At 71.2% G+C, this 23,533-nt stretch carries 30 protein-coding genes, 1 tRNA gene and 1 riboswitch; of the genes, 10 read left to right on the top strand and 21 right to left on the bottom strand.

Annotated elements, in window-relative coordinates:
* Window position 1 precedes the first annotated feature (1 nt).
* The 4 genes from IFU19_RS10410 to IFU19_RS10395 all read right to left on the bottom strand — a co-directional run bounded on the left by IFU19_RS10410 (window position 2) and on the right by IFU19_RS10395 (window position 1,995).
* Window positions 2-574, bottom strand: coding sequence for a helix-turn-helix domain-containing protein (locus tag IFU19_RS10410; RefSeq protein ID WP_055834781.1), 573 nt, complete (start codon window positions 572-574; stop codon window positions 2-4).
* 547 nt (window positions 575-1,121) lie between these two features.
* Window positions 1,122-1,197, bottom strand: a tRNA-Arg gene (locus IFU19_RS10405).
* A 90-nt stretch (window positions 1,198-1,287) separates the two neighbouring features.
* Window positions 1,288-1,461, bottom strand: coding sequence for a hypothetical protein (locus IFU19_RS10400; RefSeq protein WP_156458742.1), 174 nt, complete (start codon window positions 1,459-1,461; stop codon window positions 1,288-1,290).
* Between the two features lie 84 nt (window positions 1,462-1,545).
* Window positions 1,546-1,995: a hypothetical protein gene (locus tag IFU19_RS10395; protein ID WP_192013647.1), complete on the bottom strand. Its 450-nt coding sequence runs from the start codon at window positions 1,993-1,995 to the stop codon at window positions 1,546-1,548.
* 111 nt (window positions 1,996-2,106) lie between these two features.
* On the opposite strand from IFU19_RS10395, the gene IFU19_RS10390 reads away from it, so the two are divergent.
* The gene (locus IFU19_RS10390) at window positions 2,107-2,502 is read left to right on the top strand and encodes a DUF5684 domain-containing protein (RefSeq protein WP_055936837.1); all 396 of its coding nucleotides are present in this window, start codon (window positions 2,107-2,109) and stop codon (window positions 2,500-2,502) included.
* Window positions 2,503-2,568: 66 nt separating this feature from the next.
* Here the strand turns inward: IFU19_RS10390 and IFU19_RS10385 are convergent, their stop codons facing one another.
* The 5 genes from IFU19_RS10385 to IFU19_RS10365 form a co-directional block, all read right to left on the bottom strand.
* On the bottom strand, window positions 2,569-2,889 hold the full coding sequence (locus IFU19_RS10385) for a hypothetical protein (protein WP_192013645.1): 321 nt from the start codon (window positions 2,887-2,889) through the stop codon (window positions 2,569-2,571).
* Window positions 2,890-3,097: 208 nt separating this feature from the next.
* On the bottom strand, window positions 3,098-4,267 hold the full coding sequence (locus IFU19_RS10380; RefSeq protein WP_192013643.1) for an RtcB family protein: 1,170 nt from the start codon (window positions 4,265-4,267) through the stop codon (window positions 3,098-3,100).
* Window positions 4,268-4,607: 340 nt separating this feature from the next.
* The gene (locus IFU19_RS10375) at window positions 4,608-4,967 is read right to left on the bottom strand and encodes a hypothetical protein (RefSeq protein WP_070409836.1); all 360 of its coding nucleotides are present in this window, start codon (window positions 4,965-4,967) and stop codon (window positions 4,608-4,610) included.
* 69 nt (window positions 4,968-5,036) lie between these two features.
* Complete coding sequence (locus IFU19_RS10370; protein ID WP_070408309.1) at window positions 5,037-5,216, bottom strand: hypothetical protein; 180 nt, start codon at window positions 5,214-5,216, stop codon at window positions 5,037-5,039.
* Complete coding sequence (locus IFU19_RS10365) at window positions 5,213-5,767, bottom strand: MarR family winged helix-turn-helix transcriptional regulator (RefSeq protein ID WP_342343403.1); 555 nt, start codon at window positions 5,765-5,767, stop codon at window positions 5,213-5,215. Before IFU19_RS10365 ends, IFU19_RS10370 begins: the two co-directional genes overlap by 4 nt.
* A gap of 111 nt (window positions 5,768-5,878) precedes the next feature.
* Here IFU19_RS10365 and IFU19_RS10360 point away from each other — a divergent pair, with 111 nt between their 5' ends.
* The 3 genes from IFU19_RS10360 to IFU19_RS10350 all read left to right on the top strand — a co-directional run bounded on the left by IFU19_RS10360 (window position 5,879) and on the right by IFU19_RS10350 (window position 6,903).
* Entirely contained in the window at window positions 5,879-6,262 is a 384-nt protein-coding gene (locus IFU19_RS10360) for a DUF7882 family protein (RefSeq protein WP_192013641.1), read from the top strand.
* A gap of 1 nt (window position 6,263) precedes the next feature.
* Window positions 6,264-6,605 (top strand): hypothetical protein, encoded by a 342-nt coding sequence (locus IFU19_RS10355; RefSeq protein WP_055834749.1) that lies wholly within the window; start codon window positions 6,264-6,266, stop codon window positions 6,603-6,605.
* A 148-nt stretch (window positions 6,606-6,753) separates the two neighbouring features.
* Complete coding sequence (locus tag IFU19_RS10350) at window positions 6,754-6,903, top strand: hypothetical protein (RefSeq protein ID WP_156458740.1); 150 nt, start codon at window positions 6,754-6,756, stop codon at window positions 6,901-6,903.
* Between the two features lie 135 nt (window positions 6,904-7,038).
* Here the strand turns inward: IFU19_RS10350 and IFU19_RS10345 are convergent, their stop codons facing one another.
* From IFU19_RS10345 to IFU19_RS10330, 4 genes are all read right to left on the bottom strand, one after another.
* Window positions 7,039-7,863: a DNA-formamidopyrimidine glycosylase family protein gene (locus tag IFU19_RS10345; RefSeq protein WP_192013639.1), complete on the bottom strand. Its 825-nt coding sequence runs from the start codon at window positions 7,861-7,863 to the stop codon at window positions 7,039-7,041.
* A 2-nt stretch (window positions 7,864-7,865) separates the two neighbouring features.
* A complete protein-coding gene (locus IFU19_RS10340; RefSeq protein WP_192013637.1) occupies window positions 7,866-9,347 on the bottom strand; it encodes a phytoene desaturase family protein in 1,482 nt (493 codons plus the stop codon).
* Window positions 9,344-9,847 (bottom strand): SRPBCC family protein, encoded by a 504-nt coding sequence (locus tag IFU19_RS10335; protein ID WP_192013635.1) that lies wholly within the window; start codon window positions 9,845-9,847, stop codon window positions 9,344-9,346. Before IFU19_RS10335 ends, IFU19_RS10340 begins: the two co-directional genes overlap by 4 nt.
* A gap of 132 nt (window positions 9,848-9,979) precedes the next feature.
* Window positions 9,980-11,161 (bottom strand): sensor histidine kinase, encoded by a 1,182-nt coding sequence (locus IFU19_RS10330; protein ID WP_070408314.1) that lies wholly within the window; start codon window positions 11,159-11,161, stop codon window positions 9,980-9,982.
* 110 nt (window positions 11,162-11,271) lie between these two features.
* Here IFU19_RS10330 and IFU19_RS16865 point away from each other — a divergent pair, with 110 nt between their 5' ends.
* Window positions 11,272-11,562, top strand: a complete 291-nt coding sequence (locus IFU19_RS16865) for a hypothetical protein (protein ID WP_191915250.1) — start codon at window positions 11,272-11,274, stop codon at window positions 11,560-11,562.
* Between the two features lie 69 nt (window positions 11,563-11,631).
* Here the strand turns inward: IFU19_RS16865 and IFU19_RS10320 are convergent, their stop codons facing one another.
* From IFU19_RS10320 to IFU19_RS10300, 5 genes are all read right to left on the bottom strand, one after another.
* A complete protein-coding gene (locus IFU19_RS10320) occupies window positions 11,632-12,867 on the bottom strand; it encodes a hypothetical protein (protein WP_192013633.1) in 1,236 nt (411 codons plus the stop codon).
* Window positions 12,868-13,074: 207 nt separating this feature from the next.
* Window positions 13,075-13,398: a DMT family transporter gene (locus IFU19_RS10315; protein ID WP_055834729.1), complete on the bottom strand. Its 324-nt coding sequence runs from the start codon at window positions 13,396-13,398 to the stop codon at window positions 13,075-13,077.
* A 10-nt stretch (window positions 13,399-13,408) separates the two neighbouring features.
* Window positions 13,409-13,473, bottom strand: a riboswitch (guanidine-III (ykkC-III) riboswitch).
* An 86-nt stretch (window positions 13,474-13,559) separates the two neighbouring features.
* Window positions 13,560-14,426, bottom strand: a complete 867-nt coding sequence (locus tag IFU19_RS10310) for a CPBP family intramembrane metalloprotease (RefSeq protein ID WP_191915248.1) — start codon at window positions 14,424-14,426, stop codon at window positions 13,560-13,562.
* Window positions 14,423-15,145 (bottom strand): tRNA (guanosine(46)-N7)-methyltransferase TrmB, encoded by a 723-nt coding sequence (trmB, locus tag IFU19_RS10305; RefSeq protein ID WP_055936799.1) that lies wholly within the window; start codon window positions 15,143-15,145, stop codon window positions 14,423-14,425. Before trmB ends, IFU19_RS10310 begins: the two co-directional genes overlap by 4 nt.
* Window positions 15,146-15,249: 104 nt before the next feature.
* On the bottom strand, window positions 15,250-16,083 hold the full coding sequence (locus IFU19_RS10300; protein WP_191915246.1) for a DUF3097 domain-containing protein: 834 nt from the start codon (window positions 16,081-16,083) through the stop codon (window positions 15,250-15,252).
* 123 nt (window positions 16,084-16,206) lie between these two features.
* Here IFU19_RS10300 and IFU19_RS16860 point away from each other — a divergent pair, with 123 nt between their 5' ends.
* From IFU19_RS16860 to IFU19_RS10280, 4 genes are all read left to right on the top strand, one after another.
* Entirely contained in the window at window positions 16,207-18,288 is a 2,082-nt protein-coding gene (locus tag IFU19_RS16860; protein ID WP_192013631.1) for a TPM domain-containing protein, read from the top strand.
* Between the two features lie 92 nt (window positions 18,289-18,380).
* Entirely contained in the window at window positions 18,381-19,133 is a 753-nt protein-coding gene (locus tag IFU19_RS10290) for a PspA/IM30 family protein (RefSeq protein WP_055834714.1), read from the top strand.
* A gap of 67 nt (window positions 19,134-19,200) precedes the next feature.
* Window positions 19,201-20,013, top strand: a complete 813-nt coding sequence (locus IFU19_RS10285; RefSeq protein ID WP_192013629.1) for an arginase family protein — start codon at window positions 19,201-19,203, stop codon at window positions 20,011-20,013.
* Complete coding sequence (locus IFU19_RS10280; protein ID WP_192013627.1) at window positions 20,010-20,465, top strand: Fe-S oxidoreductase; 456 nt, start codon at window positions 20,010-20,012, stop codon at window positions 20,463-20,465. The genes IFU19_RS10285 and IFU19_RS10280 overlap by 4 nt, the downstream gene beginning before the upstream one ends.
* Window positions 20,466-20,526: 61 nt before the next feature.
* Here the strand turns inward: IFU19_RS10280 and IFU19_RS10275 are convergent, their stop codons facing one another.
* The 3 genes from IFU19_RS10275 to IFU19_RS10265 all read right to left on the bottom strand — a co-directional run bounded on the left by IFU19_RS10275 (window position 20,527) and on the right by IFU19_RS10265 (window position 22,359).
* Window positions 20,527-20,991, bottom strand: coding sequence for an SIP domain-containing protein (locus tag IFU19_RS10275; protein ID WP_055834704.1), 465 nt, complete (start codon window positions 20,989-20,991; stop codon window positions 20,527-20,529).
* A 97-nt stretch (window positions 20,992-21,088) separates the two neighbouring features.
* A complete protein-coding gene (locus IFU19_RS10270; protein WP_192013626.1) occupies window positions 21,089-21,832 on the bottom strand; it encodes a tyrosine-protein phosphatase in 744 nt (247 codons plus the stop codon).
* A complete protein-coding gene (locus IFU19_RS10265) occupies window positions 21,829-22,359 on the bottom strand; it encodes a carboxymuconolactone decarboxylase family protein (RefSeq protein ID WP_249405405.1) in 531 nt (176 codons plus the stop codon). The genes IFU19_RS10270 and IFU19_RS10265 overlap by 4 nt, the downstream gene beginning before the upstream one ends.
* A 156-nt stretch (window positions 22,360-22,515) precedes the next feature.
* Between IFU19_RS10265 and IFU19_RS10260 the strand changes: the two genes are divergently transcribed.
* Window positions 22,516-23,433, top strand: coding sequence for an alpha/beta fold hydrolase (locus IFU19_RS10260; protein WP_192013624.1), 918 nt, complete (start codon window positions 22,516-22,518; stop codon window positions 23,431-23,433).
* Window positions 23,434-23,533 lie beyond the last annotated feature (100 nt).

Below are 23,533 nucleotides of genomic sequence, written 5' to 3'. Positions count from 1 at the left end.
CTCACACGCTCGCGAAGGTGTCACGCCAGACGAGCACACCGCGCTCGGCGAACTCGTCTGGCACCTCCGACGGGGGCGGAGTCGGGTCGGCCGGGTCGACGTCGAGCGTCGCGGGCGCACGGAGATACCGGCTCGGATCTGAAACCCACTCGGGTGCGGGGAGTCCTCCCTCTCGCAGCCGCCAGGCGACGAGACCCGCGAGCGCAGCATCCCACGCTCGATCCAGCGTCGATGCAGGCTCGGCCAAGCCGAGAATCCCTCGCACCAACCCTCGCTCGGCGAGAAGATTGTCGTTGAGTTGCAGGAGCGCGCGAAGAGCGCGGTCCCTCTGCCCTTCCGCTAGCCGATGCCGAATCTCTTCAGCCGCAGTCGCCGCGTCGTCACGCTGGGTCGGTGCGGAGTACAGCCGATGCCCTGCGCCGGCGAGCAGTCGCTCCACCGTGCCGAATTCGGTATCTCGCCCGCCCTCTGACCGGGAAACGCGGCTCTGGTCGATCTGAGTGCGGTCTGCGAGTTGCTTCTGAGTGAGTCGCTGGCTCTTGCGGGCGGCGCGGATGAGCGTCGAGGCAGTCATTGCACCCTCCATCGCAGTATGATTTCAGAGTCATATTCTACGTCAATCCGTCGCTCCGTTCCAGAGCTGTCGAATCTGGACGGGGCAGGAACTTCCAGCCGACAAACCGGGCCGGCGATGACGCGTGGCTCCCTATCTGTCGGCGCCGACAACGCGCTCACTCAGCGCCTGGCGGCTGAGGCCCGTGCGCATCCCCAGAGAAGACCACGGCACGCTCTGATCGCGCAGATCTGAGATGAGGGAGTGGCGCTCCCGGAGTAGCGCAGAGCCTCCATCGGGCCGCTGCTGCTCGACGATTCGCTCGGACCGGCGTCTCTGGTGAAGGACAGCATCGCCGCACGCGGGCTGGCAGCGGCGTCACGTCGCACGGCGCGACGGCACACGCCCGGCGCCAACGCACACGTTACGCACGACATCACGCCACATAGCGTGTGATCTCGCCACGAACGCGTGATCTCACCCGGCGCGAACGATGACGCTCCGACGAGGCCCGCCGCTAGACGAAAGGGACCGCGGGTCTCAATGACCCGCGATCCCTTGTCTCGTATGGTGCCCCCGACTGGAATCGAACCAGCGACCTTTGGTACCGGAAACCAACGCTCTATCCCCTGAGCTACGGAGGCGGACCGGTCCAGGTTATCACCGCGTCCGCGGCATCCCCGACGCCGTGGGGCGGGGGCGAGGACTCGCGCTCCGACCCCACGGCATCCGGTTCACTCGCCGTCGATGATCCCGATGCCGGTGGCCTGGTGGTCGGCGTTCGGGTCGTCCTTGGTGGGGGCCTTGGAGCCCTCGTCGGGGTCGGTCTCCTGGCTCGGCTTGACCGTCGGGTCGTCGCCGAGGTCGGTTGCGTCGTCGGCCGGGGCGGAGTTCTGCGGGTCGCTCATGGTGTTCCCTTCGTCGCGTACCGGTCCAGCCTGTCAACGAGGGGGCCTCGGCCCCAACGGCTTGACCGCGGAGGCGACGGAGGCCTAGCGTCCGAACATCCCGCGCACCCGACGACCGAGCGGCTGCGTCAGGACCACGCGTCGGCCCTCGACGTCGAGGGTGACGGTCGACCCCGCGAACCCATGCCCCTGCGCGGGCACCGCATCGCCGCGGACGTAGGCCTCGGCGACATCCACGTACGCGGCGAGCAAGCGCGCGCTCTCGTCCTTCGACGACGACGCGTCGATGAGCTCCGTGCGGTGACCGGTGTCGGTCTCGACCGAGAACCAGCGCGAACCGGGGGTCGAGACGACGGCCCACCGCGCGCCTCGGGCGAATCGCGCGCGGGCGGCGCCATCGCGCAGCTCGGTGGACACCTCGAGGTCGGTGTGCGCGATCGCCAGCACCTCGAGCATCGCGAGGGCCTCGGGCGCGGTGACGAAATCGCCCCGACCGGCACTCAGGCCGCCCCACTCGAATCGGCTCTCGCCCATGCCGTCCGCCTCCGCCATCGCTCGACCTGCACCGAGCGTAATCCCGGCGGTGCGCTCCGGCGCCGGAACGCCCACCCTGGGAACTCCCTGACAACGCCCTACGATGAGCCCATGCTGACTTCGAGCCCGTCCTCCATCACCGAGCAGACCTCGCTCTTCGCGCTCAGCGCGACCAACTCGCTTCTCGCCATCGCCGTGTACGTCGTGCTGGTCATCGCGCTCTGGCGTGTCTTCACCAAGGCGGGGTATGCCGGGTGGCTGGCGATCATCCCCCTCGTGAACGTCGTCTACCTCACCAAGATCGCCGGGTTCTCGGGCTGGTTCGCGCTGCTCTACCTGGTGCCGATCGTCGGTTTCGTCTTCCACATCATCGTGTCGCTGCGGGTGGGCCGCGCCTTCGGCCACGGGTGGTTCTTCTCGCTCGTTCTGCTCGTGGTGTTCCATGTCATCGGCTACCTCATCCTCGGCTTCAGCGGCGACAAGTACCGGGCCGAGCGTCTGAGCTGACCCGGATCGGATGCCACCACGGGGGCCCCGGCGAGCGCACACGGCGCGTGCTCGCGGGGGCCCTCGCTACACCGACCTCAGGCGCTCGTCGGGGTGAAGATTACGAAGCCGGACCGACCCGTCGATGATCGCGCGCAGCGCCCGGGGGCTGAGCTCCAGTTCGGCCGAGACGCGCTCGACACCCGCGCCCGACGACACCGCGGCACGCAGCGCCGCCTCCGCCTCGCCGGCGACCTCGTCGACATCAGCAGCCGTACTGGCGATGAATGCCGCCAGGCGGGCCTGCGCCGCGCGGATGCGGGCTCTCTGCCGCTCGAGCGTTGCGGTTGCGGTGTCGACGGGGCGCTCGACGGTCGGCACGGGAGCCGAGTCGGCGGTCGGGGGCATGGGTTCTCCGCTCCGGGGGGGCATTCGACGCCTGCGCGGTGCGGCAGACGTTGACCCCATGCTGTCGAACCGGGGGAAGTGACCGCATCCTCCCAGAGGTGTATCTCCCCCCGCTGATCGGTGGAATCACCCGCTGAGAGCGACCCGCGAACGCCACCGGCGGGAGCAGGATGCCACGGGCACGTCGGCCGCACCCGTGGCATCCTGTTCAGTCGCCCTTCACGTTGACGATCTGCCGCAGCGTGTGTCGCACGCTCACCAGGTCGGCGGCGTCCGCCATGACCTGATCGATCGGCTTGTACGCCTGCGGGATCTCGTCGATGAACGCGTCGGTGTCGCGGTACTCGATGCCCGCCATCGCGTCACGCAACTGCTCGTGCGTGAAGGTCTTGCGGGCCGCCGAGCGTGAGTACTCCCGGCCTGCTCCGTGCGGTGACGAATTCAGCGGGACAGGATTGCCGCGCCCCTCGACGACGTACGACGCGGTGCCCATCGACCCGGGGATGAGTCCCGGCCGACCTTCGTCGGCCATGATGGCGCCCTTCCGCGACACCCACACGCGCTTGCCGAAGTGCCTCTCGGACTCCGTGAAGTTGTGGTGGCAGTTGATGCGCTCCCTCTCCTCGACGGTCGTCTCGAGGAAACGTCCGAGCTGATTCGCGACGCGATCCATCATCTCCTCACGATTCAGGAGGGCGAAGTGCTGTGCCCACCGGAGCTCGCGGATGTAGCGCGTGAACTCCGGGGTCCCCTCGACGAGGTACGCCAGGTCGGGATGCGGGAGCTCGATCCACCACTGCTTCGCCAGGCGCTGCGCGACCTTGATGTGGTGCTGCGCGATGCGGTTGCCGACACCCCGGGAGCCGGAATGCAGGAACATCCACACGTCGTCGTTCTCGTCGAGCGAGATCTCGATGAAGTGGTTGCCGCTGCCCAGCGAACCGAGCTGGTGCCGCCAGTGACCGGCGTATTTCGCGGGGTCGAATTCGGCCTTCTCGGCGAGCGACTCGAGCTCGGCCACGCGCGGCTCGGCGGTGGCGACGATCTTGCGGTTGTCGCGACCGGCCGACAGCGGGATGGCTCGCTCGATCTGCTGCCGCAGCTCCGCGAGGTCGCGACCGGCCAGGTCGGCAGCCGTGAACTGCGTCTTGACCGCGATCATGCCGCAGCCGATGTCGACCCCGACGGCCGCGGGCATGATTGCTCCGAGAGTCGGGATGACCGACCCGACCGTCGCGCCCAGGCCCAGGTGGGCGTCGGGCATGAGGGCGAGGTGGGGGTAGATGAACGGCATGCGTGACGAGGTACGGGCCTGCTCGATGGTCTTGTCATCGATCAGACTCGCCCACGACACCAGTCGTTCGGTGAGCTTCTGCATGGATCCTTTCCTTCGTGTGGTGCGCGGATGCGCGGTTGGGGTGAGCTCCGGTCGGAGCACTCCCCCACACGGTGGAAAGAGAAAAGCCCCGACCTGACGGGCGGGGCGCGAGAGAACGAGGTCTAGGCGGCCGGCACCGGAGGGTACGACGAAAGCAGGAACGGCAGGTACGCATCCTGCTGCTCCTGACGAAGATCGCGCATCGCGGTCATCGTGTCGTCCCCTCGGCTCATCGTGCCGGTCGGCACGGACTTGCGAACATAGCGGATGCCGCGAGCCCGGCGCAAGGCTCGCGGCGTGACTCCCACCCTGCGGAGCCCGGGCCTCACCCGTGGAGGCGTCAGGCCCGTGTCGGCTGGTCGAAGTCCCAGTCGATGGGCTCGCCGTCGCCCTCGTCGGACTCCGCGGGCTCGACGGCGCGCAGGTGCGTCCGCGGGAAGAGACGGTGGTCCTTCAGCTCCTGGGCCGCGTGCGAGAAGTCCGGCTCCTCGTCGGTCCAGTCCACCGGTGCCGACAGCACGTCGTTGCCGACTCCGATGACGAGTTCCGCCTGGGCGACCTTCTTGTCGTCGGTGACGATCGGGATGCTGACGGCCTCGGCTTGGCCTTCCTTCGCCACCGCCGCCGTCAACAGAATCAGGGACGACGCGACGTCATCGGTGGTGAGGACGGTTTCTCCGGCGTAGGTGACACAGCGCATGCTCACAGACTGCGGGCCTTCGACGCCCGACGGGGGCGGGTTGCCGGGCGTGCCGACGTGAGGTACCGATCAGTCGCGTCGCTGCACCGTGCGGAACATCGCCTCGTCGAGCTCGAACCACACGGCGCGAACCGTCTCGAACTCGCCGAACGGTTCGGGCTGCGGGTCGCCCAGCGACAGACGGTAGCCGCGCGGCAGATCATCCACGTGCTGTCCGTCGCGGGGGCCGCCGACGAGCACGTAGATCACGGGGAGTCGACCGCCGGGGTCTCGACCGCGACGCCGTCGACCGCGTCGCTCATCCGCCGGAGGAAGGCGACGACGCTCGCCGATTCTTCGGGTGTCATGTCGATCACCGCGGCCAGCATGCGGTCGTGCATGGTGCCCAGGGTCTGCCGCACCTCTGCATCGGCGCGCGGCGTCGCCTGCACGAAGATGCTGCGGCGGTCGTCGGGATTGGCGGCGCGGGTGAGGTGCCCGGATCGCTCCAACCGGTCGAGGATGGCCGTGGTGGACGCCGTCGACAGACCCAGGTACTTCGTCAACTCCCCCGGTCGTACGCGGCGGGAGGAATCGCGCAGCAGGTAACGCAGAACGAGCAGCTCGTTCTCGCCCATCGACATCGAGTCGCGCGTGCGGCGACGCATCGCGACCTCGGCCGCGCGGTACACCCGGAGCGATTCGAGGACGGCCTTGCTGCGCATACGTCGGTCGGCGGGTTCGTCGCCGTACCAGTAGCTCGGCTCAGCGGAGTCGGTCGGAGGGGCGCTCTCGCGAGGCGCGACGCGGACATCTGTCACGACACACTCCTCCCTGGTGGAGAAACCATATCGCCAAACCAATAGTTAGACAAACTAGTTACTAGTCGAGTATGTTCGTAACCCAGCAAACCGCTGCGAGAGGAGTACCCCATGGGGCAGTTGTTCTACGGCACGACGAGCGAGTCGATCCAGATCCCCGATCGACTGCTGTCGCACCTGAAAGTCGTCGCGACCACCAAACTCCGCCGCAGCGAGAGCTTCACTCTGAGCTGGGCTCACGTCGACGGCACCCCGGGACGATCGACGATCTGGCTGCAGCCGGCGATCCCGATGCGCTTCGTCTTCGATTCGGCCGAGCCCGAGGCCCTCAACCCCCGCGTTCTCAAGGACATGGCCGACATGGCGAACTCGTCGGCCGGTCTGGTCGTCGACCTGAACGCCGAGATCCCCACGGCCGAGGCACCCGCCCGTGCCGCCGCGACGCGCGGCACCGCGCCCGCTGCTCGGCGCCCCAGCCTGTCTGTGGCGGCGTGACGTGAGCACCGCTTCCCTCGCGCCTCTCAGCGCGCTCGCCTCCACCCGTGTCCTCTGGGCGAAGGTCGACACCGGCTTCTGGGTCGCCCACCGCGGCGGCGAGTACTTCGGTTGCGTCGACCAGGTCACCGGCGGATACGTCTCGCGCGACGCGCACGGCATCCCCGTCGGTCGCTACGACGAGCTCTCCGCCGCGAAATCCTCGCTGCGTTCGACGACGCACCCGGCCAACACCGCCCGGCGTCACCGCGCCGAACGTGCGACCGCCACCGCGGCCACGGTTGTCGGCGGCACGGCCCTGGCGTTCGCGCTGACAGCCGGCGCCCTCGCCCCGTTCCTGTGAGCCCAACCGGGCTCCCCGCCACACCACCGTCGGCGTGACGGCGGCGGCGCCCGACCGCTGGGCCCTCGTCGACCCCCTGGACACGCACGTCGACGCGTGACAGCGTCGGCCCGGGTCGACACGACGACCCTTGACGGATGGAGATGACATGACCGACATCGACGGACGCACCGACGACGCTCCCGACCAGGACTCGAACGGCGCGGGAAGCGAATCCCCCGAAGAAGGAGCGGCGGCCCAGAAGGACGCCGACGACGCCTCGAACACCGCGGACTCCCCCACCGGCGACATCTCCTGATCGCGCGCTGCACGCGACGGTCCGGCGGCTCCTCGGCGACGAGGGCCGCCGGCGCCGCGACGGCCCCGGCTTTCGGCGGTGCCGACACCGCGCCGTGACCCGCAGCGAGTTCTCGTTCTCGGCGGCCGCGCTGTTCTACCCCGGTGATCCGACCTCGGCGGCCGAGGGCACCGGCTGGCACCGCGGGCACCACCAGGTGCGTCGTCGCTCGGGGTCGTCGACAACCTCGGCGCGCACCTGAACCCGGGTGCCGCACCGCAGGCACGGGCGCCCCGCTCGGCCCGCCACCCAGTGCGATGAACCGCGGCGTCGGTCGCCCGTTGTCACCTGGTACATCCCCGGCACGGTCGCCGACGTCCGCAGGCACCGCGCGGCGAGGGCCACCAGCGCGGGCAGATCCGTCGCCCCGATCGGCGCGAAGGGATGGATGCCGCGGAGGAAGGCGAGTTCGTTCACCCACAGGTTGCCGAGACCGGCGAGGCGCGTCTGGTCGAGCAGAGCGGCGACGAACGTGCGCTCCGGCCGCGCCGACAGCCGACGCACCGCCTCGGCGGCATCCCAGTCGTCGCGCAACGGATCGGGGCCCAGGTGGCCGATCACGTCGCGCTCGCGGGCCGTGGCGACGAGCTCGACGACGGGGAGGTCGATGCCCCACATCTCCCGGCCGTCGTCGAACCGCAGGCGCACGCGCGCCCGCTCGCGCTCGGCCGTCGGCAGGGAGCGCCCGGCGCGCGTGATCGTCCAGCTGCCCTGCATGCGCAGGTGCGTGTGCAGGGTCGTGGCATCGTCGAACCGGGTGAGCAGGTGTTTGCCGTGGGTGTCGTACCCCTCGATCCGCAGCCCCGCGAGCGACCTGCCGGCCGCCGAACCGGAGCGCAGCTCGCCCTCGGCCACGCGGGCGCCGCGCGTCGCGGCATCCAACCGCAGACGCAGGCGCAGAACGCTGTCGCCCTCGGGCACCGTCAGGGCGCCGAGGTGAAGACCTGATCGGCGCGCGGGGCGAGGTCGGGCCGCAGGCGCGTGCCGAACTCGTGCCGCAGGGCGCTGAGGGCCGCCTGCCACCCGGCGAGGCCGTGCACTCCGGGGCCGGGACTGGTCGACGAGGAGCACAGGTACACGCCCTTCATCGGGGTGCGCCAGGGTTCGGGGCTGTACACCGGCCGCCCCAGCAGCTGAGGGAGCGTCGGCGCGCCCGCCGAGATGTCGCCGCCGGGGAAGTTCGGATTCCACGCGGCGATGTCGACGGCCGTGCGCGACGACGAGGCCAGAACCGTGTCGCGGAAGCCGGGCGCGAAGCGCTCGATCTGACGCACCACCGCCTCCTCCCGGTCGGCGGGGCTCCCCGCCGGCACGTGCGTGTACGCCCAGAGCACGTGCTTGCCCTCGGGCGCACGGGTGGGGTCGAAGAGCGTCGGCTGCGCGGCGAGCACGTAGGGCGCGTCGGGCAGATCGCCGCGCGCGACGGCGTTCTCGGCGGCGGCGATCTCGGCCCGCGTCCCGCCGATGTGCACCGTTCCGGCGCCGCCGATGTCGGGGTGGGTCCACGGCACGGGGTCGCTCAGCGCGAAGTCGACCTTGGCGACACCCCCGCCGTAGCGGAACCGCTGCAGGGCGCGGCGGTACCCCGCCGGCATCCGGTCACCGGCCAGGCGGATCAATGCCCGCGGCGTCGTATCGAGCAGCACCGCCCGCGACGGCGGCAACTCGTCGAGGGCGGTGACCTCGACGCCCGCGTGGAACACGCCCCCGTGCGCGCGGATGTCGGCGATCATCGCGTCGGCGATCGATTGGCTGCCGCCGACGGGGATCGGCCATCCGCGGCCGTGCCCGTAGGTGGCGAGCACGAGACCGGCACCGCCGGCCGCGAGGCTCGGCTGGTGCAGGATCGTGTGCGCGGAGACACCGGTGGCCAGCGCCGGCGCGACGTCTTCGCGGAACCGCGCGTTCCACCAGGGCCCGCCCTGCTCGAGAGAGCGGATGCCGAAGAAGAAGGCCGCGAGGGGATCGCCCGGTACGCGCAGGAGGGCGTTGCCCGTGAAGTCGGCGACCCCGCGCAGGTGATCGACGAGGGGGCGCATGAGGCGTTCGTAGGCGGGACCGTCGACGCCCAGGCCCTCGGCCGCGCGGGAGAGATCGCGGTAGGCGAGCCCGGCGCGCCCGCCGTCGAGGGGGTGCGCGTACGAGATCTCGGGGACGATGAGCGGCACGCGCCGATCGAGACCGAACTCGCGGAAGAACCACGATTCGAGGGCGAGGGGATGAACCGCCGAGCCCACGTCGTGCCGGAAACCCGGGAGGGTCAGTTCGGCCGTCGAGGCGGCGCCCCCGAAGGTCGTCGAACGCTCGTAGACCGCGACCGACAACCCCGCGCGCGCCAGCGTGACCGCCGCGGCCAAGCCGTTGGGTCCGGATCCGACGACGATCGCGTCGTAGGTCTCGCTCATCGGTCGATCGCCTCCCTCTCGGCGGTGGATTCGTACCCGAGGGCCGACGCTCCGCCCTGCGTTCCGGGGGCGCCCCCCTCCGCCAGGTAGGCGAGGCGGTGCAGGGTCTCGGCGTTGCGCCAGCGCGTGATCGCGTCGAAGACCGTGTCGGGAAGCAGGGTCGTCGGTCCGGTGACCGGCTCTTCCTGAATACGGACGACGCACATGTCACCGCGCGCCTTCACGTCGATCGCCACGCGGGCGACACCGATGGGACCGCCGTGCGGTTCGAGCACCGCGCGATACGGCGGCTCCCACACGCGCATGGTGGTGGTGTCGTTGATCAGGGCGGGCCACGACCCGAAGGAGTGGTGAAGCGTGGAACCCTCGGCCGGCCAGGCCTCGGAGACGTCGCGCATCCGCGAGGTCCCCACCACCCACAGGGGGTAGAGCCACCCGTTCGCCAGCACGCGGAAGACGTCGTCGGGGGTGCAGCGCATCAGTCGCACGTTGCGGGCCATGGGACGCTCCTCCTCGGCGGCGGGGTTCGGGCGAGACGGATGACGGGGCCGCCGCGTCTCGATGGGCCCACGCTACGGCTCACGCGGCACCGTGTCGCGATGGTTGCGTCCGACGGCTGCGGCCGGTATCGGTCAGGCCGCGTCTTGCAGAGGGAGCACGAACCAGGCCCGGGTACCTCCGGCGGGCGAGGCGTCGAGTCCGATCGATCCCCGATGTGCGTCGACGATGCGCCGGCACGTCGCCAGGCCGATGCCGATGCCCGGGACCTCGCCGCCGTGGCCGCGTTGCATGGGCTCGAACACGCGTTCGCGCAGCTCGGGCTCGACCGCCTCGCCGTTGTCGTCGACGCTGATGCGCCAGCCGTCGGGCAGGACCTCGACGCTCACGCGGATGGTCGGCGTCTTCTCGGCGGCCACCGTGAACTTCACCGCGTTGGCGATGAGGTTCTGCAGCAGCACGCGGAGCAGAGTGTCATCGGCGATCACCCGGGCCGAGGCGTCGACGGTCACCTCGGCGCCGGTGCGCACGAGAGCGCCATCGAGGTCTTCGAGCACCGCATCGACGGTGTCGGCGACGTCGACCTCGACGAGGTGGGGGCGCGTGCCCCCCATGCGCGCGAAGTCGAGCAGGTCGGTGACCATCGACGTCATGCGTCCGGCGGCGGCCTCTGCGCGGACGAGCGACTGCGCCGCGCGCGGCGCGGCCGCCATCTCGGGGCTGTCCGAGGCGAGCTCGATGAAGCCCGTCAGCGCCGTCAGCGGGTTGCGCAGGTCGTGACTGACCTGCACGGCGAAGTGCTCGAGCGACGCGTTCGATTCGATCAGGTCGCGCTGCACGCGACGCAGCTCGAGCACGTCGATCACCTGGTGGGCGAGCAGATCGAGGGCGCGGCTGCTGGCATCCGAGAGTTCTCCGACCACGTCGTCGAAGACGCACAGCGTCCCGATCGCGACACCGGCCGGGGTGATCAGGGGGCTCGACGCGTAGAAACGCACGTGGGCGATCTCGCCCGTGACGAAACCACTCCGCGCGAACCGTTCGTCGAGACGCGCGTCGGGCACGACGACGCGTCCGGGCGTGCTGATGACCGCGGCGCACATGGAGTCCTCGCGGGCGCACGACGCCGCCTGAATGCCGACCGCCGCGATCTGGTGCTGCATGCGATCGTCGATGATGTTGATCACCGCGGTGGGAACGCCGCAGATGGTCGCCGCGAGCTCGACGAGCCCCTGAAGATCGGGCTCGGAGGGTTCGCCGACAAGTCGGTACTGCGCGATCGCCTCGCGTCGCGTCACATCGTGCGCCGTGGACACGTCTTTCCCTTCACGTCGTTCCTCCGTCGTCGAGCCTAGCGCCGGTACACCCCGCGGGGTCCGGCGGAAAGGGGGTCGCCCGATCGGCACGCGGCACCCAGAGTGGGGGCATGAGCACCCCGACCCCCCTCCCCCAGGCTCCCTCCGACCCGGGAACCCCGTCGATTCCCGACGAACCGCTCGCTCCGACCCCGTCGGAACCGACGGTCCCGACCCCCGCCGAACCCACGGTGCCGCTCGCTCCCGAGACCGCGCCCGCACCGGCCGGTCACGACGACGACTCCGCGGGAGCCTTCGCCGACGACGAGAGCGGCGCGGTCGGCACGGCCGAGATGGATGCCGACAACGCCGTCGAGCAGGACATGATCGACGCCATCGATCCGGCCGGCCGACCCGACTGACGCCCGTGAGAACGACGAAGGGGCGACGCCGTCACGGCGTCGCCCCTTCATCGTTCGGAGGTCAGCGGATCACGGGTTGCCACGGGTCCACAGCAGCAGGATCGCCACGACCTGCAACACGAGGCATCCGACGAGGATCGCCGTGCGACGCCGAGGCGTCGACGACCACCGTTCGTCGCCCATCAGGGGCGCCATCGGCATGAGCAGTCGGAACGTGCTCTGCTGCGGGAGGAACACGGCCAGGATGTAGATGCCGTAGCTGAAGCCGTAGGTGACGACCATGAGGCCCATGCGGCGAACGGGACGCGACCACATCAGGGCCAGGAAGGCCACGATGAGGGCGACGACCAGGATGATGCCCACGACGCCCAGGTGCGTTCCCGCCTGGCGGAACCACGGCGTGAACGGGGTGAACTCGTCGTTTCCGACGTAGTCGAGCCACCATCCGAGCTCGGTGCGGATGTAGGCGTTGTGCGTGCCCGTGAAGTGCTGCGCGATGTGGTTCCACGACAGACCCGCGGCGGCGATGACGAGCCCGCTCGCCATGAGCGAGGCCCACTCGCGCACGGGGAACGGGTCGACCCGGCGGCGGAAGAACCGCACCAGGAAGACCATGCCGAGCGCCAACCCCAGGGCCAGAACCCCGGGACGCGTGTACGCCGTCATCAGACCGATCGGCAGGATCCACAGGTACCGCCGTTTGATCGCCAGCAGCATGCCGGCGAACATCAGCAGCATGAACAGGCCCTCGCTGTAGCCGATCACGAAGAGGAACGACATCGGGGCGAAGGAGAAGAACACCACGGCCCACCACGCCGGCTGCGGCTTGGTGACCGTGCGCAGCAGCAGGAAGAGCAGCCACGTCGCACCCAGGCTCGCGCCCATGCTCAGCAGGATCGCGACCGGCTGCCACCCCAGGCCCGTCGCGCCCGAGAGCACGCGCACCATCGTGGGGAACACCGGCAGGAACGCCCAGTTGTTCGGAAGGATGTCGCCCGAGACGTTCATCGGCAGCGAGGTGGGGTAGCCCTGCGCGGCGATCTGGCCGTAGCGGTCGGCGTCCCACCCGGTCAGGTAGTCGAAGAACGTGCCGAGGCGCTCACTGTCGGGACCGAAGCCCCACCGCGCCGCCTTGGCGATGGAGTAGAAGCCCCACAGGAAACCGAAGTTGACCGCGCGGGCGATGGCCCACAGCAGCAGCACGCGCGTGAACGCGCCGCGCTCGACGGGGACGATGCCCTCGGGCGTACGCAGCACGTCGTGCCCGTACTGACGCAGTGCCCGACCCGCTCGGGAGTCGCGCAAGCGGTCGAGTCGACTCGGTCGCTCGATGACGCGCGACGGACGCGTCGGGGAGGCAAGCTCGCTCGGCGGTGCGCTCACTCGGAACCTTTCACAGGGGAAGATGTGGGCGAGTGACGACGGTGTCGGGCCCGGACAAGTGCAGTGAAGCCAGATAGTAGCGGATCAACCCGAACGTTCCCTGCGGTTGACTTTCAGGAAATCCCCTGGTCAGTGGGCGTCGCCCACCAGTTTGAGGCCGATCACGCACCCGACGAGGCCCAGCACGAGCAGCACCTTCACGACCGAGATCGCCTCGGCGCCGCTGATCATGGCGACCACCACCGTCAGTGCGGCGCCGATGCCGACCCACACCGCGTACGCCGTGCCGGTGGGGATGTCCCGCATCGCATAGGCGAGCCCGCCCATGGATGCCACCAGCGCGACGCCGAAGACGACGCTCGGCCAGAGCTTGGTGAAGCCCTCGGAACGCCCGAGGGCGGTGGCCCAGACGGCCTCGAGGACACCGGACACGATGAGGACGATCCACGACATGGCTGTGCTCCTTGGCCAGTCTTGTCGCAGTCCGGGTACTGATCCGTCGTCCGGGGACGCGGGAGGCGTCCGACCCTCAGGCTAGCGAGCGCGCCTGGGCAGCGCCCGTGCACGGGTCGGACGACGCGAACGACGCCGGGGCCCGGCATCCGGGATCGACCTCAGATGAGGAAGATCGACGCCGCGCCGGGGTTGTGGGCGTGCACCAGCACTCCGAAGACGACGGCGTCGAACAGCAGGTGCACCGTCACGACGTACCAGAGCGACCGGGTCTTCAAGAAGAGGAAGCCCTGGATGAGGGCGAACGGGATCGTCAGCGCCGGACCCCAGGCCTGGTAGCCGAGCTCCCACAGGAACGACACGAACACGATCGTCTGCAGCAGATTGGCCGTGAGGTCGGGGAAATGCCGGCGCAGGAGCACGAACACCGTGCAGATGAAGAACAGCTCGTCCCAGATCCCCACCGCGCCCACGCCGACGAACAGGCGCGCGATCATCTCGGGGGTGTCGACGACCGGCCAGTTCATGTAGACGCCGGAGGTGATGAAGTAGAACGGCAGGATCAGGTAGCCGAGCACGATCACGCCGCCCAGCCACGCCCACTGCCACCACGTCCACCGCCCGCCGCCCCGCCACGGGAAACGGATCGCGTGGTCGCGGTAGACGAACCTCGAGATCGCGTACGGCACGAGCACGGCCCCGCCCAGGGCGAGCGTGAAACGCAGGAAGGCGGCGTTGTCGAGCTCGGCCTGCAGCGGGATGAGGCTGACGATGAACTGACCGAGGGCGACGAGCGAGACGTCGCGGGCGATGCTCGGCTCGGGGTCGCGACCGGGGAGTACGGCGACGCCGGCGCGCCGGTCGACGAGGATTCCGGATGCCACGGCCAGCGCCAGCAGCAGCCAGCCGAGCCAGATGACCTGTACGACGAACAGCGCCGGGGCGGCGAGGCAGACCAGCAGCGCCGGCACGAGTTTCAGCGAGAGCGTGGAACGCTCGCGCTCGGCGACCGCGGCGTGCGCGGTCACGGCGCCACCCGCGTGTACGTCAGGTCGCGGATGTCGCGGCCCACCCGCAGCCCCTTCTGCTCGAACGCGGTGAGCACGCGGCCCTCGAAGCGTTCCGCCCAGTCGCCCGAGAAGGCCCGCGAGAACTCGGGCGCCTCGTCGAGCACCTCGCGCATCTGGTCGGCGTAGTCCTGCCAGTCGGTCGCGAGGCGCAGCGTCGCCCCGGGCCCCAGCGCCAGGGCGGCGACGCGGACGAAATCGGGGGCGATCAGTCGCCGCTTGGTGTGCTTGTTCTTGTGCCAGGGATCGGGGAAGAACACCCACAGCTCGTCGACGGAGCCGGCCGGCAGCAGGTGCTCCAGCGCCTCGGGGGCGTTGGCCTCGGCGAGTCGGAGGTTCTTCACCCCCGCGCGGTCGGCGTCGAGCATGGTGCGGGCGAGGCCGGCGGTGAACACCTCGACCGCGAGGAAGTCGTTGTCGGGATCGGCGGCGGCGGCCGACACGATCTGGTGCCCCTGGCCCGAACCGATCTCGACGGTCAGGCGGGCGCGACGGCCGTAGACCTCGACCGGGTCGATCGCCGATCCCTCTTTGACGCTCGTGGTGGCCGCGCCCCGCTCGACGGGGAGCAGGTAGGTCGGCGAGAACTCCGCCCAGGCGCGGTCCTGCGCCTCGGACATGCGTCCGCTGCGCCGGACGAACGACACGGGCTTGTCGCGGAAGACGGGCGCGGCATCCATGGCATCCAGGCTATCCGCCGCGCGAGTCGCCATATTCTGTCGCTTCTCGTCGGCGGGAGCGACAGATTCCGGCGACTCTCGCGAGGTGGCACGCTTGCGGCCGCTCACGGGACGGTCACGAAGTCGATGAGTTCCTCGACGCGGCCGAGCAGGGCCGGTTCGAGGTCGCGGAACGTGGTGACGCGCGACAGGATGTGCTGCCAGGCGCGGGCCGTGTCGGCCTGCTCCTCGGCGGGCCAGCCGAGGGCGCGGCAGACGCCGACCTTCCACTCGATGCCGCGGGGCACCTCCGGCCACGCGGCGATGCCGAGGGCGCGGGGCGTGACGCACTGCCAGACGTCGACGAAGGGGTGGCCGACGATCCGCACGTGCGCGCCGTGGCGGCCTCGGGCGATCTTGTCGGCGATCCGCGACTCCTTGGAGTTCGGCACGAGGTGGTCGACGAGAACGCCGTAGCGACGCTCGGCGGTGGGGGGCTCGGCATCCAGTGCCTGCTCGAGCAGGTCGACGCCCTCGAGGAACTCCACGACCACGCCCTCGGCGCGCAGGTCGGCGCCCCAGACCTTCTCGACGAGCTCGGCGTCGTGCTTGCCCTCGACGAAGATGCGGCTCGCGCGGGCCGTGCGGGCGCGCTGATCGGCGACGGCGAACGAGCCCGAGGCCGTGCGCGTGCGTCCCTTCGGGGCCGCCGCCGGCGCGTCGAGCACGACCGGGGCGCCGTCGACGAGGAAGCCGCCGCCGAGGGGGAACAGGCGTCGCTTGCCGAAGCGGTCCTCGAGCTCGACGTTCATGCCGTCGACGCGGGTCACCGCCCCGCAGAATCCGTCGCCGACCACTTCGACGACCAGGTCTGCGGATGCCGCGACGCGGGCGGGCGGGGTGCGTCCGGCGTCGCGCCAGCCGCGGGCGAGCACATCGGTGCCGTAACGGTCGTCCATGGGTACCTCCGAACGCTCGAGCCTAGGCGGCGCGATTGTGCGCTGACAGCGGACGCGCCGGTCCTTCCCCGGTGTCGGCGGTCGTTTATAGGCTGGGGACTTCGGGTCGTCGAAAGGGGAGGCATGCGAAAGCCGAAGGCGGCACACGTGCTGGCGATTCTGCTGCTGGCCGTGGGGGGAATCCTCGGCGGGCCTCTCGCGGCCCTCGCCGTCCCCCCTCCCTCGCTGGGCTCCAGCTACGTCGTCGACCAGGCCGACGTGCTCACCGACGCGCAAGAGGCGCAGGTGCAGTCGCGCATGATCACGCTGTCCACGCAGACGGGGCTCGACCTGTGGGTCGTGTACGTCGACGGGTTCACCGACCCGCCCGCCGCCGAGGACTGGGCGAACGAGACGGCCAACCGCAACCAGCTCGGACCCCACCAGTACCTGCTCGCCGTCGCGATCGAAGACGGCGCCGCCACGTTCTACCTCTCGGGCGACGTCGACGACGGCGCATTGACCGCCGCGCAGCTCGGCGCCATCGAACAGGAACGCGTGCAGCCCCTGCTCGCCGCGGGCGACGACGCGGGGGCGGCGATCTCGGCGGCCGACGGCATCCGCGCCGCCTACTCCGAAGCGGGGGGCAACCAGCCCGCTCCCCCGCCCACTCCCGCCACGCAGAGCGGACCGGCGATCGGACCCATCGTGGTGGTGGGCCTGCTCCTCGTGGCCATCGCGGGCGGACTCGTGTGGTTCGGCCTGCGTCGTCGGCGCGCGACGGCGGGCGCCGCGGGAGGCCCCGCCGAGAGCATCGACGACCTCTCCCGGCGCGCGGGGTCGGCGTTGGTCGCCACCGACGACGCCGTCAAGACCAGCGAGCAGGAGCTCGGCTTCGCCCGCGCCCAGTTCGGCGACGCCGCCGCCGCACCGTTCGTCGAGGTGCTGGCCCAGGCCAAGGCCGACCTCGACGCGGCCTTCTCGATCCAGCAGCAGCTCGACGACGAGACCCCCGAGACCCCCGAGCAGCAGCGCGCCGGGTACGCCGAGATCCTGCGCCTGTGCGCCGCCGCCGACGCGGCACTCGATGCCAAGACCGCGGCCTTCGACGAGTTGCGGGCGCTGGAGGCCGACGCCCCCGCCGCCCTGGCCGCCACGACGCAGCAGCAGACGGCCGTCGCGGCGGCCCTGGCTGCGGCCGAGGCGGATCTCGCGCGTCTGCGTGCGCAGTATGCCGACGACGCCCTGACCACCGTCGCCGACAACCCCGTGCAGGCGCGCGCCCGACTCGACCTCGCCGCTGAGCAGACGGCCGCGGCGCAGGCGGCCCTCGGCGCCGGGCGCACGGGCGAGGCGGCGGTCGCCATCCGCGCCGCCCAAGCCGCGGTCGCCCAGGCCGACGTGCTGGAGCGCGCGATCACCACTCTCGGCACCGACCTCGCCGACGCGCAGCAGCGGGCCGGCGCACTCGTCGCCGAGATCGAGGGAGACCTCGCGGCGGCGGCGCAGCTCACCGACGCCGACGGACGCATCGCCGGAGCGGCCGCCTCGGCGCGATCGCAGCTCGACGCCGCCCGCGCGACCCTGGCTCCCCCGCGACCCAGTCCCCTGCGCGCCCTCGAGGGGCTGCAGCAGGCCAACGCGACCATCGACGCCGTGCTCGACGAAGCCCGTGACGCCGCCGAGCGACGCCGCCGCGCCGAGAGCCAGCTCGACGGCACGCTGGCCCAGGCCCGCGCGCAGGTGTCGGCGACCGAGGACTTCATCTCGGCGCGGCGCGGAGCCGTGGGGCCCACCGCACGCACGCGCCTGGCCGAGGCCGGCGCCGCCCTCGTGCAGGCGGAGCAGACGCGCTCCACCGACCCGGCGGCGGCGCTGTCGCTCGCCCAGCGCGCCGCGCAGCTGGGCTCGCAGGCGGGGTCGCTCGCCCAGAACGACGTCGGCGCCTTCGGCGGCGGCGGGGGTCAGGGCGGGGGCGGCGACATGATGGGCGCTCTGCTCGGCGGGATCGCGATCAACTCTCTGCTCGGCGGCGGCGGCCGACGCGGCGGCTTCGGCGGCGGCGGCCCGGGTGGCCTCGGCGGCTTCGGCGGCGGCGGACGGAGCGGCGGCTCGGGCGGCTTCGGGGGCTTCGGCGGCGGCGGACGCTCCCGCAGCGGAGGCGGCAGGGCCGGGAGCGGCGGCGGACGCAGCCGTTCCGGCGGAGGACGTGTCAATCGACGCTGATCCACCCCTATCGGCGACCGGGCCGATCACAGAGAATTCGTAGCATCCGACACCAGACTCGACATCGTCGCCCTCAGGAAGGAACACCCCGCATGGCCAAGCAGTCCATCTTCGGTCGCATCTCGACCCTCGTTCGCGCGAACATCAATTCGCTCCTCGATCAGGCCGAGGACCCGCAGAAGATGCTCGACCAGCTCGTGCGCGATTACTCGAACTCGATCGCCGACGCCGAGTCGGCCATCGCCGAGACCATCGGCAACCTGCGTCTGCTCGAGCGCGACCACCAAGAAGACGTGCAGGCGGCGGCCGAGTGGGGCAACAAGGCCCTCGCCGCCAGCCGCAAGGGCGACGAGCTGCGCGCCACCGGCAACGCGAGCGAGGCCGACAAGTTCGACAACCTCGCGAAGATCGCCCTGCAGCGTCAGATCACCGCCGAGAGCGAGGCGAAGTCGGCCGCGCCCACGATCGCGTCGCAGACCGAGGTCGTCGACAAGCTCAAGGACGGCCTCAACGGCATGAAGGGCAAGCTCGAGCAGCTGCGCTCCAAGCGCAGCGAGCTGCTGGCCCGTGCCAAGGTCGCCGAGGCCCAGAACAAGGTGCACGACGCCGTCAAGTCGATCGACGTGCTCGACCCCACCAGCGAGCTCGGCCGTTTCGAAGACAAGATCCGTCGCGAAGAAGCCCTCGCCGCCGGCAAGCAGGAGCTCGCCGCTTCCAGCATCGACGCCCAGTTCAACGCGCTCGACGACGTGGGCGAGCTCACCGAGGTCGAGGCACGTCTCGCCGCGCTGAAGGTCGGCGGCCCCCAGCGCGCCGCGATCGACGCGCCCAGCCCCGACCTCTGATCGACACCGAGAGTGCATCGCCCGGCCCGCCGGGCGATGCACTCTCGTCTCTTCGCGAGGAACACCCATGACGCGTTTCATCGTCGCCCCGCAGTGGCAGGGCTCGTCGTCGTCGCGGGCGATGCAGCTCATCGACGGCGCCGACGCCATCGCCGGTGACCTGCCCCGTGCCTCGACGACGGTGCTCGAGGCCCCGACCGAGGCAGGAGACGCCCAGGGCACGCGCGTCCACCGGCTCACCGCCCTCTGGCGCATGCGCGAGCGGATCGAAGATGCCGTACGCGGTTCCGTCGAACCGGCGATCGTCGTGGGCGGGGATTGCGGAGTCGCCCTCGGCGCGGTGGCGGCCGTGGCCGACGACGACCTCGCCGTCGTGTGGATCGACGCGCATCCCGACCTCCACACCCCCGCGTCCTCCGCCAGCGGCGCGTTCACCGGCATGGTGCTGCGCGCGATCACGGGCGAGGGCGAAGACCCCCTGCGCCTGCACCCCGGCATTGCCGCCTCGCGTCTCGTGCTGGCGGGCACCCGATCGCTCGACGACGAGGAGCAGCGTTACGTCGACGACAACGCCGTGCGCGTCGTCTCGGCCGACGCGTTGGCCGACCCCGACGCCCTGGCCGACGCGGTCGTGGCCACCGGGGCCTCGCGCGTCTACGTGCACGTCGATCTCGACGTCCTCGATCCCGCCGACATCTCCGGCGTCGCCCACCCCGTGCCTTTCGGCGCGCGCACGGCCGACGTCGTGGCATCCATTCGTCGTCTGAGAGAACGGATGCCGATGGCGGGGGCGACCCTGACCGAGTTCTCGCCGTCGTCGCCCGCCGCCGCCGTGGACGACCTCGGAACGATCCTTCGACTGATCGGAGCCCTGGCATGAGCCCCCTCCCGCCTCCTCCGGCCGGCTGGCGCGAGCGCGCGGACCGCGCCGTCGCGCGCGGTCGCGTCTGGGATCGCTTCATTCCCGCCGTGCTGCTCGACTCCCCCGTCAGCCGCGTCGGCTACTGGTACGGCTGCACGGTCGGGTGGGTGTGGGGATCGCTGTGGAGCACCGGCCGCATCGAGAAGCGGCAGGGCCTCTGGGTGTTCCGCGGCCTGCCCTCGTGGGCGTTCCCGCGCGGCGGAGTGTGCGTCGGGGGATGCTTCCTCACCGGAGACGCCCGCCCCACCGACGTCGTCCTCGGACACGAGGCCGTGCATCACCGCCAGTGGCGTCGCTACGGTTTTCTGATGCCCGTGCTCTACGCGCTCGCGGGCCGCGATCCGCTAGGCAACCGCTTCGAGATCGAGGCGGGCCTGATCGAGGGCAACTACGTGCCGCGAGGCAGCTGAACCGAATCATCACCGTCGGTGTCGACGGCTGCGGGGTCTTCGCGACGCCGCGGGGCCCGCTTCAGCGTGCGGTCGCCAGACCGAAGCGCTCGGGCGTGTGGATCGACTGCGCGTCGACGCCGTGACGCGCGACCAGGTCGTCGACGATCTCGGCGGTACCCAGGTAGCCGCCCAGCAGGAACACGCGCGTGGCGTCGTCGTCGCAGCACAGCATCTCGCCGGACCAGCCGGCGACGGCCCGCGCCAGGGCCTCGCCCGGGGCGCAACCGCGGCCGGTGCCCGGGGCGCCGCCGCGGCGCGAACGGTCGAGCCACGAGAGCGTCATGCGCGCGGGGGCGGCGATGCGTCCGATCCACGACTCGTCGGGCACCTCGACGAACACCCGCCCGGTCGAGCAGATCGGCAACGTCGCGAGCAGAGCTTGGAGCTCGACGAGAGAGGTCTCGTCGGCGGTCACCAGGTGCTGCACGCGGGTGTGCCGCGACGTGCGGCACGCGGCGTCGTTGTGCTCGGTGGAGGTGGTCATGATGGCTCCCACTATACCGCGAGTGAAGGGTTGCCTAACCTGAGTTCCCCCTTTGTATCTCGACGTCGACGAGACGGCGGGCCTCGGCCCCCGCGGTTCAGCCCACCAGCACCGCACGCAGCCGGCGCAGCTCGTCGTCGCTCAGCCCGTGCGCCCGCAGGTAACCGGCCGGCGAGCCGTACTCGCGGTCGAGCCGGTCGAGCAGTGCGCGCATCACCGGCGCCGGAGACCGGGTCGCCAAGTCTTCGACGTGCACGTTGCCGGGGTGCACCGCGCGGATCGCGGCGAGCACGGCGGCGTTGCGTTCGGCGGGCAGCAGAGCCTCGGTGCGCGCGTAGTCGGCGATGACGGCCTCGCGATCCACCCCCGCCGCGGCGAGCGCGATCGCGACCGTGACCCCCGTGCGGTCCTTGCCGACGGTGCAGTGCACGAGCACGGGCTGGGCGTCGAGCAGGCCGCGCACCACCTCGACGACGCGGTCGGCGGAGTCGTCGACGATGCCGTCGTACATGTCGGCGAGGCTCAGATCGCGCGCGAAGAACGACGCCACCGATCCGAGGAACAGCGGGGTGTGCTGCACGTCGACCGGCACGTCGTCGAAGCGGCTGGGTGCGTGGGCGACCTCGGCCTCGTCGCGCAGGTCGATCACGCGCCGGATGCCGAGCTTGCGCAGCGTCTGCACCCCGGCGTCGTCGAGGTGCACGAGGTTGCCGGAGCGGAACAGCACCCCCTCGCGCGTGCGTCCCTCTCGGGTCGGCAGACCTCCGACGTCGCGGAAGTTCGTCGCACCCGACACGAGCGATCGCGACGCGGACGATCGCGACTCCGGCGACCCGGTCACGCGGGGTCCTCGCCGTGGAGGTGGGCGGCGGGGGCGGGGCCGTCGGCGACGCCCCCGGCGGACCCCCCGCGCGGGGGAACGGGGTACCGACCCGCGATCGCCACGCGGTTGAAGGCGTTGATCGCCACGAGCACCCAGCTGAGGGCGACGTACTCCTGCTCGCTCAAGATGCCGCCGGCCTGGTCGTACACCTCGTCGGGAATGCCGTCGTCGTGGATGAACGTGAACGACTCGGTCAGTTCGAGCGCCGCCCGCTCCCGCTCGTCGAAGACCCCCGACTCGCGCCAGGTGGCGATCTGGGCGATGACGTCGGCGTCGAGGCCGGCCTTCACCGCCGCGTCGACGTGCACGCGCACGCAGAAGGCGCAGCCGTTGAGCTGCGACGCGTGGATCTGCACGATCTCGTGCAGCCGCGCGTCGATGCCGGCTTCAGCGGCGATGCGGCCGACCGTGGTCGAGAACGACCGCAGGGCCGCGTAGGCCTCGGGAGCCTTCTTCGACAGGTGCACGCGCTGTTCCTCGCCCATGGCGACAGCCTACGGCGGGCGGGTGCGACCGGTGCCGCGTTCGCCGACCCACCGGTCGCGTCCTGCCGTCGATCGGGCGCCGACCGTGACGCCCGCCGTGACGCCCCGAGGCGCCGAGGTGGCGGCATCCGGGCCCGCGATGACAGGGTGGCTGTCATGCCCGAGGTCGACGAGTTCTCGTTCCTTCCCGCGCAGGCCGACGATCTCGGCCTCGACGTCCCCTCCGTCGAGCGGGTGCAGCTCACCCTGCCCGACGGACGCACGCTGAGCGGCCTGCGGTGGGGCGACGCTCCGCCCGAGGTCACCCTGCTGCACGGTGCCGGGCTGAACGCCCACACGTGGGACACGACGCTGCTCCACCTGGGGGTCCCCGCCCTCGCCCTCGACCTGCCGGGCCACGGCGACTCCTCGTGGCGCGACGACGCCGCCTATGTCGCGCGCGTGCTGGCCCCCGACGTCGCGATCGCCCTCGAAGCCTGGACCGAGGGCCCGCAGACGCTGGTCGGGCACTCGCTCGGCGGGCTCACGGCGGCCGCCGTCGCGGCATCCCGTCCCGAGCTCGTCGCGCGTCTCGTGGTCGTCGACATCACCCCGGGGGTCGATCCGAGCGCCGGACCCGCGCAGATCCGCGCGTTCTTCGCCGGCCCCACCGACTGGGCGTCGCGCGACGAGCTGGTCGACCGCGCCCTGTCGTTCGGGCTCGGCGGCACGCGCGACGCCGCGGAACGCGGGGTCTTCCTCAACTCGCGCGTGCGGGCCGACGGCCGCGTCGAGTGGAAGCACCACTTCGCCCACCTCGCCGCAGCGGCGGCGAACGCCGGTGCCGACGCGACGACCCCGGATGCCGTTCGCGCGGTGCTCTCGAGTACCGGGTGGGACGACGTGGCCGGTGTCTCCGCCCCGATCACGCTGATCCGCGGGGAACGCGGTTTCGTCACCGCGGCCGACGCCGACCAGTTCGTCGAACGGGTGCCCGGTGCCGCCGTGCGCGTGCTCCCCACCGGCCACAACGCGCAGGAGGAAGACCCGGCGGCGCTCGCCGACATCATCCGCGACGCGGCCGCCCCCGCCTGAGCCTCGGCGCGGCCCGCGGGGCTCACCCGAAGGCGGGTTCCTCGTCATACGGCGTCGCGCACCGTCATGAAAGACGTGGAGGGAATGCGGGTGAAAGTAG

This window comes from Microbacterium sp. CFBP 8794, from assembly GCF_014841235.1.
Taxonomy (GTDB): domain Bacteria; phylum Actinomycetota; class Actinomycetes; order Actinomycetales; family Microbacteriaceae; genus Microbacterium.
Note: the sequence above shows the minus strand (reverse complement) of the source record. Positions and strands in the feature narration are given on the sequence as shown.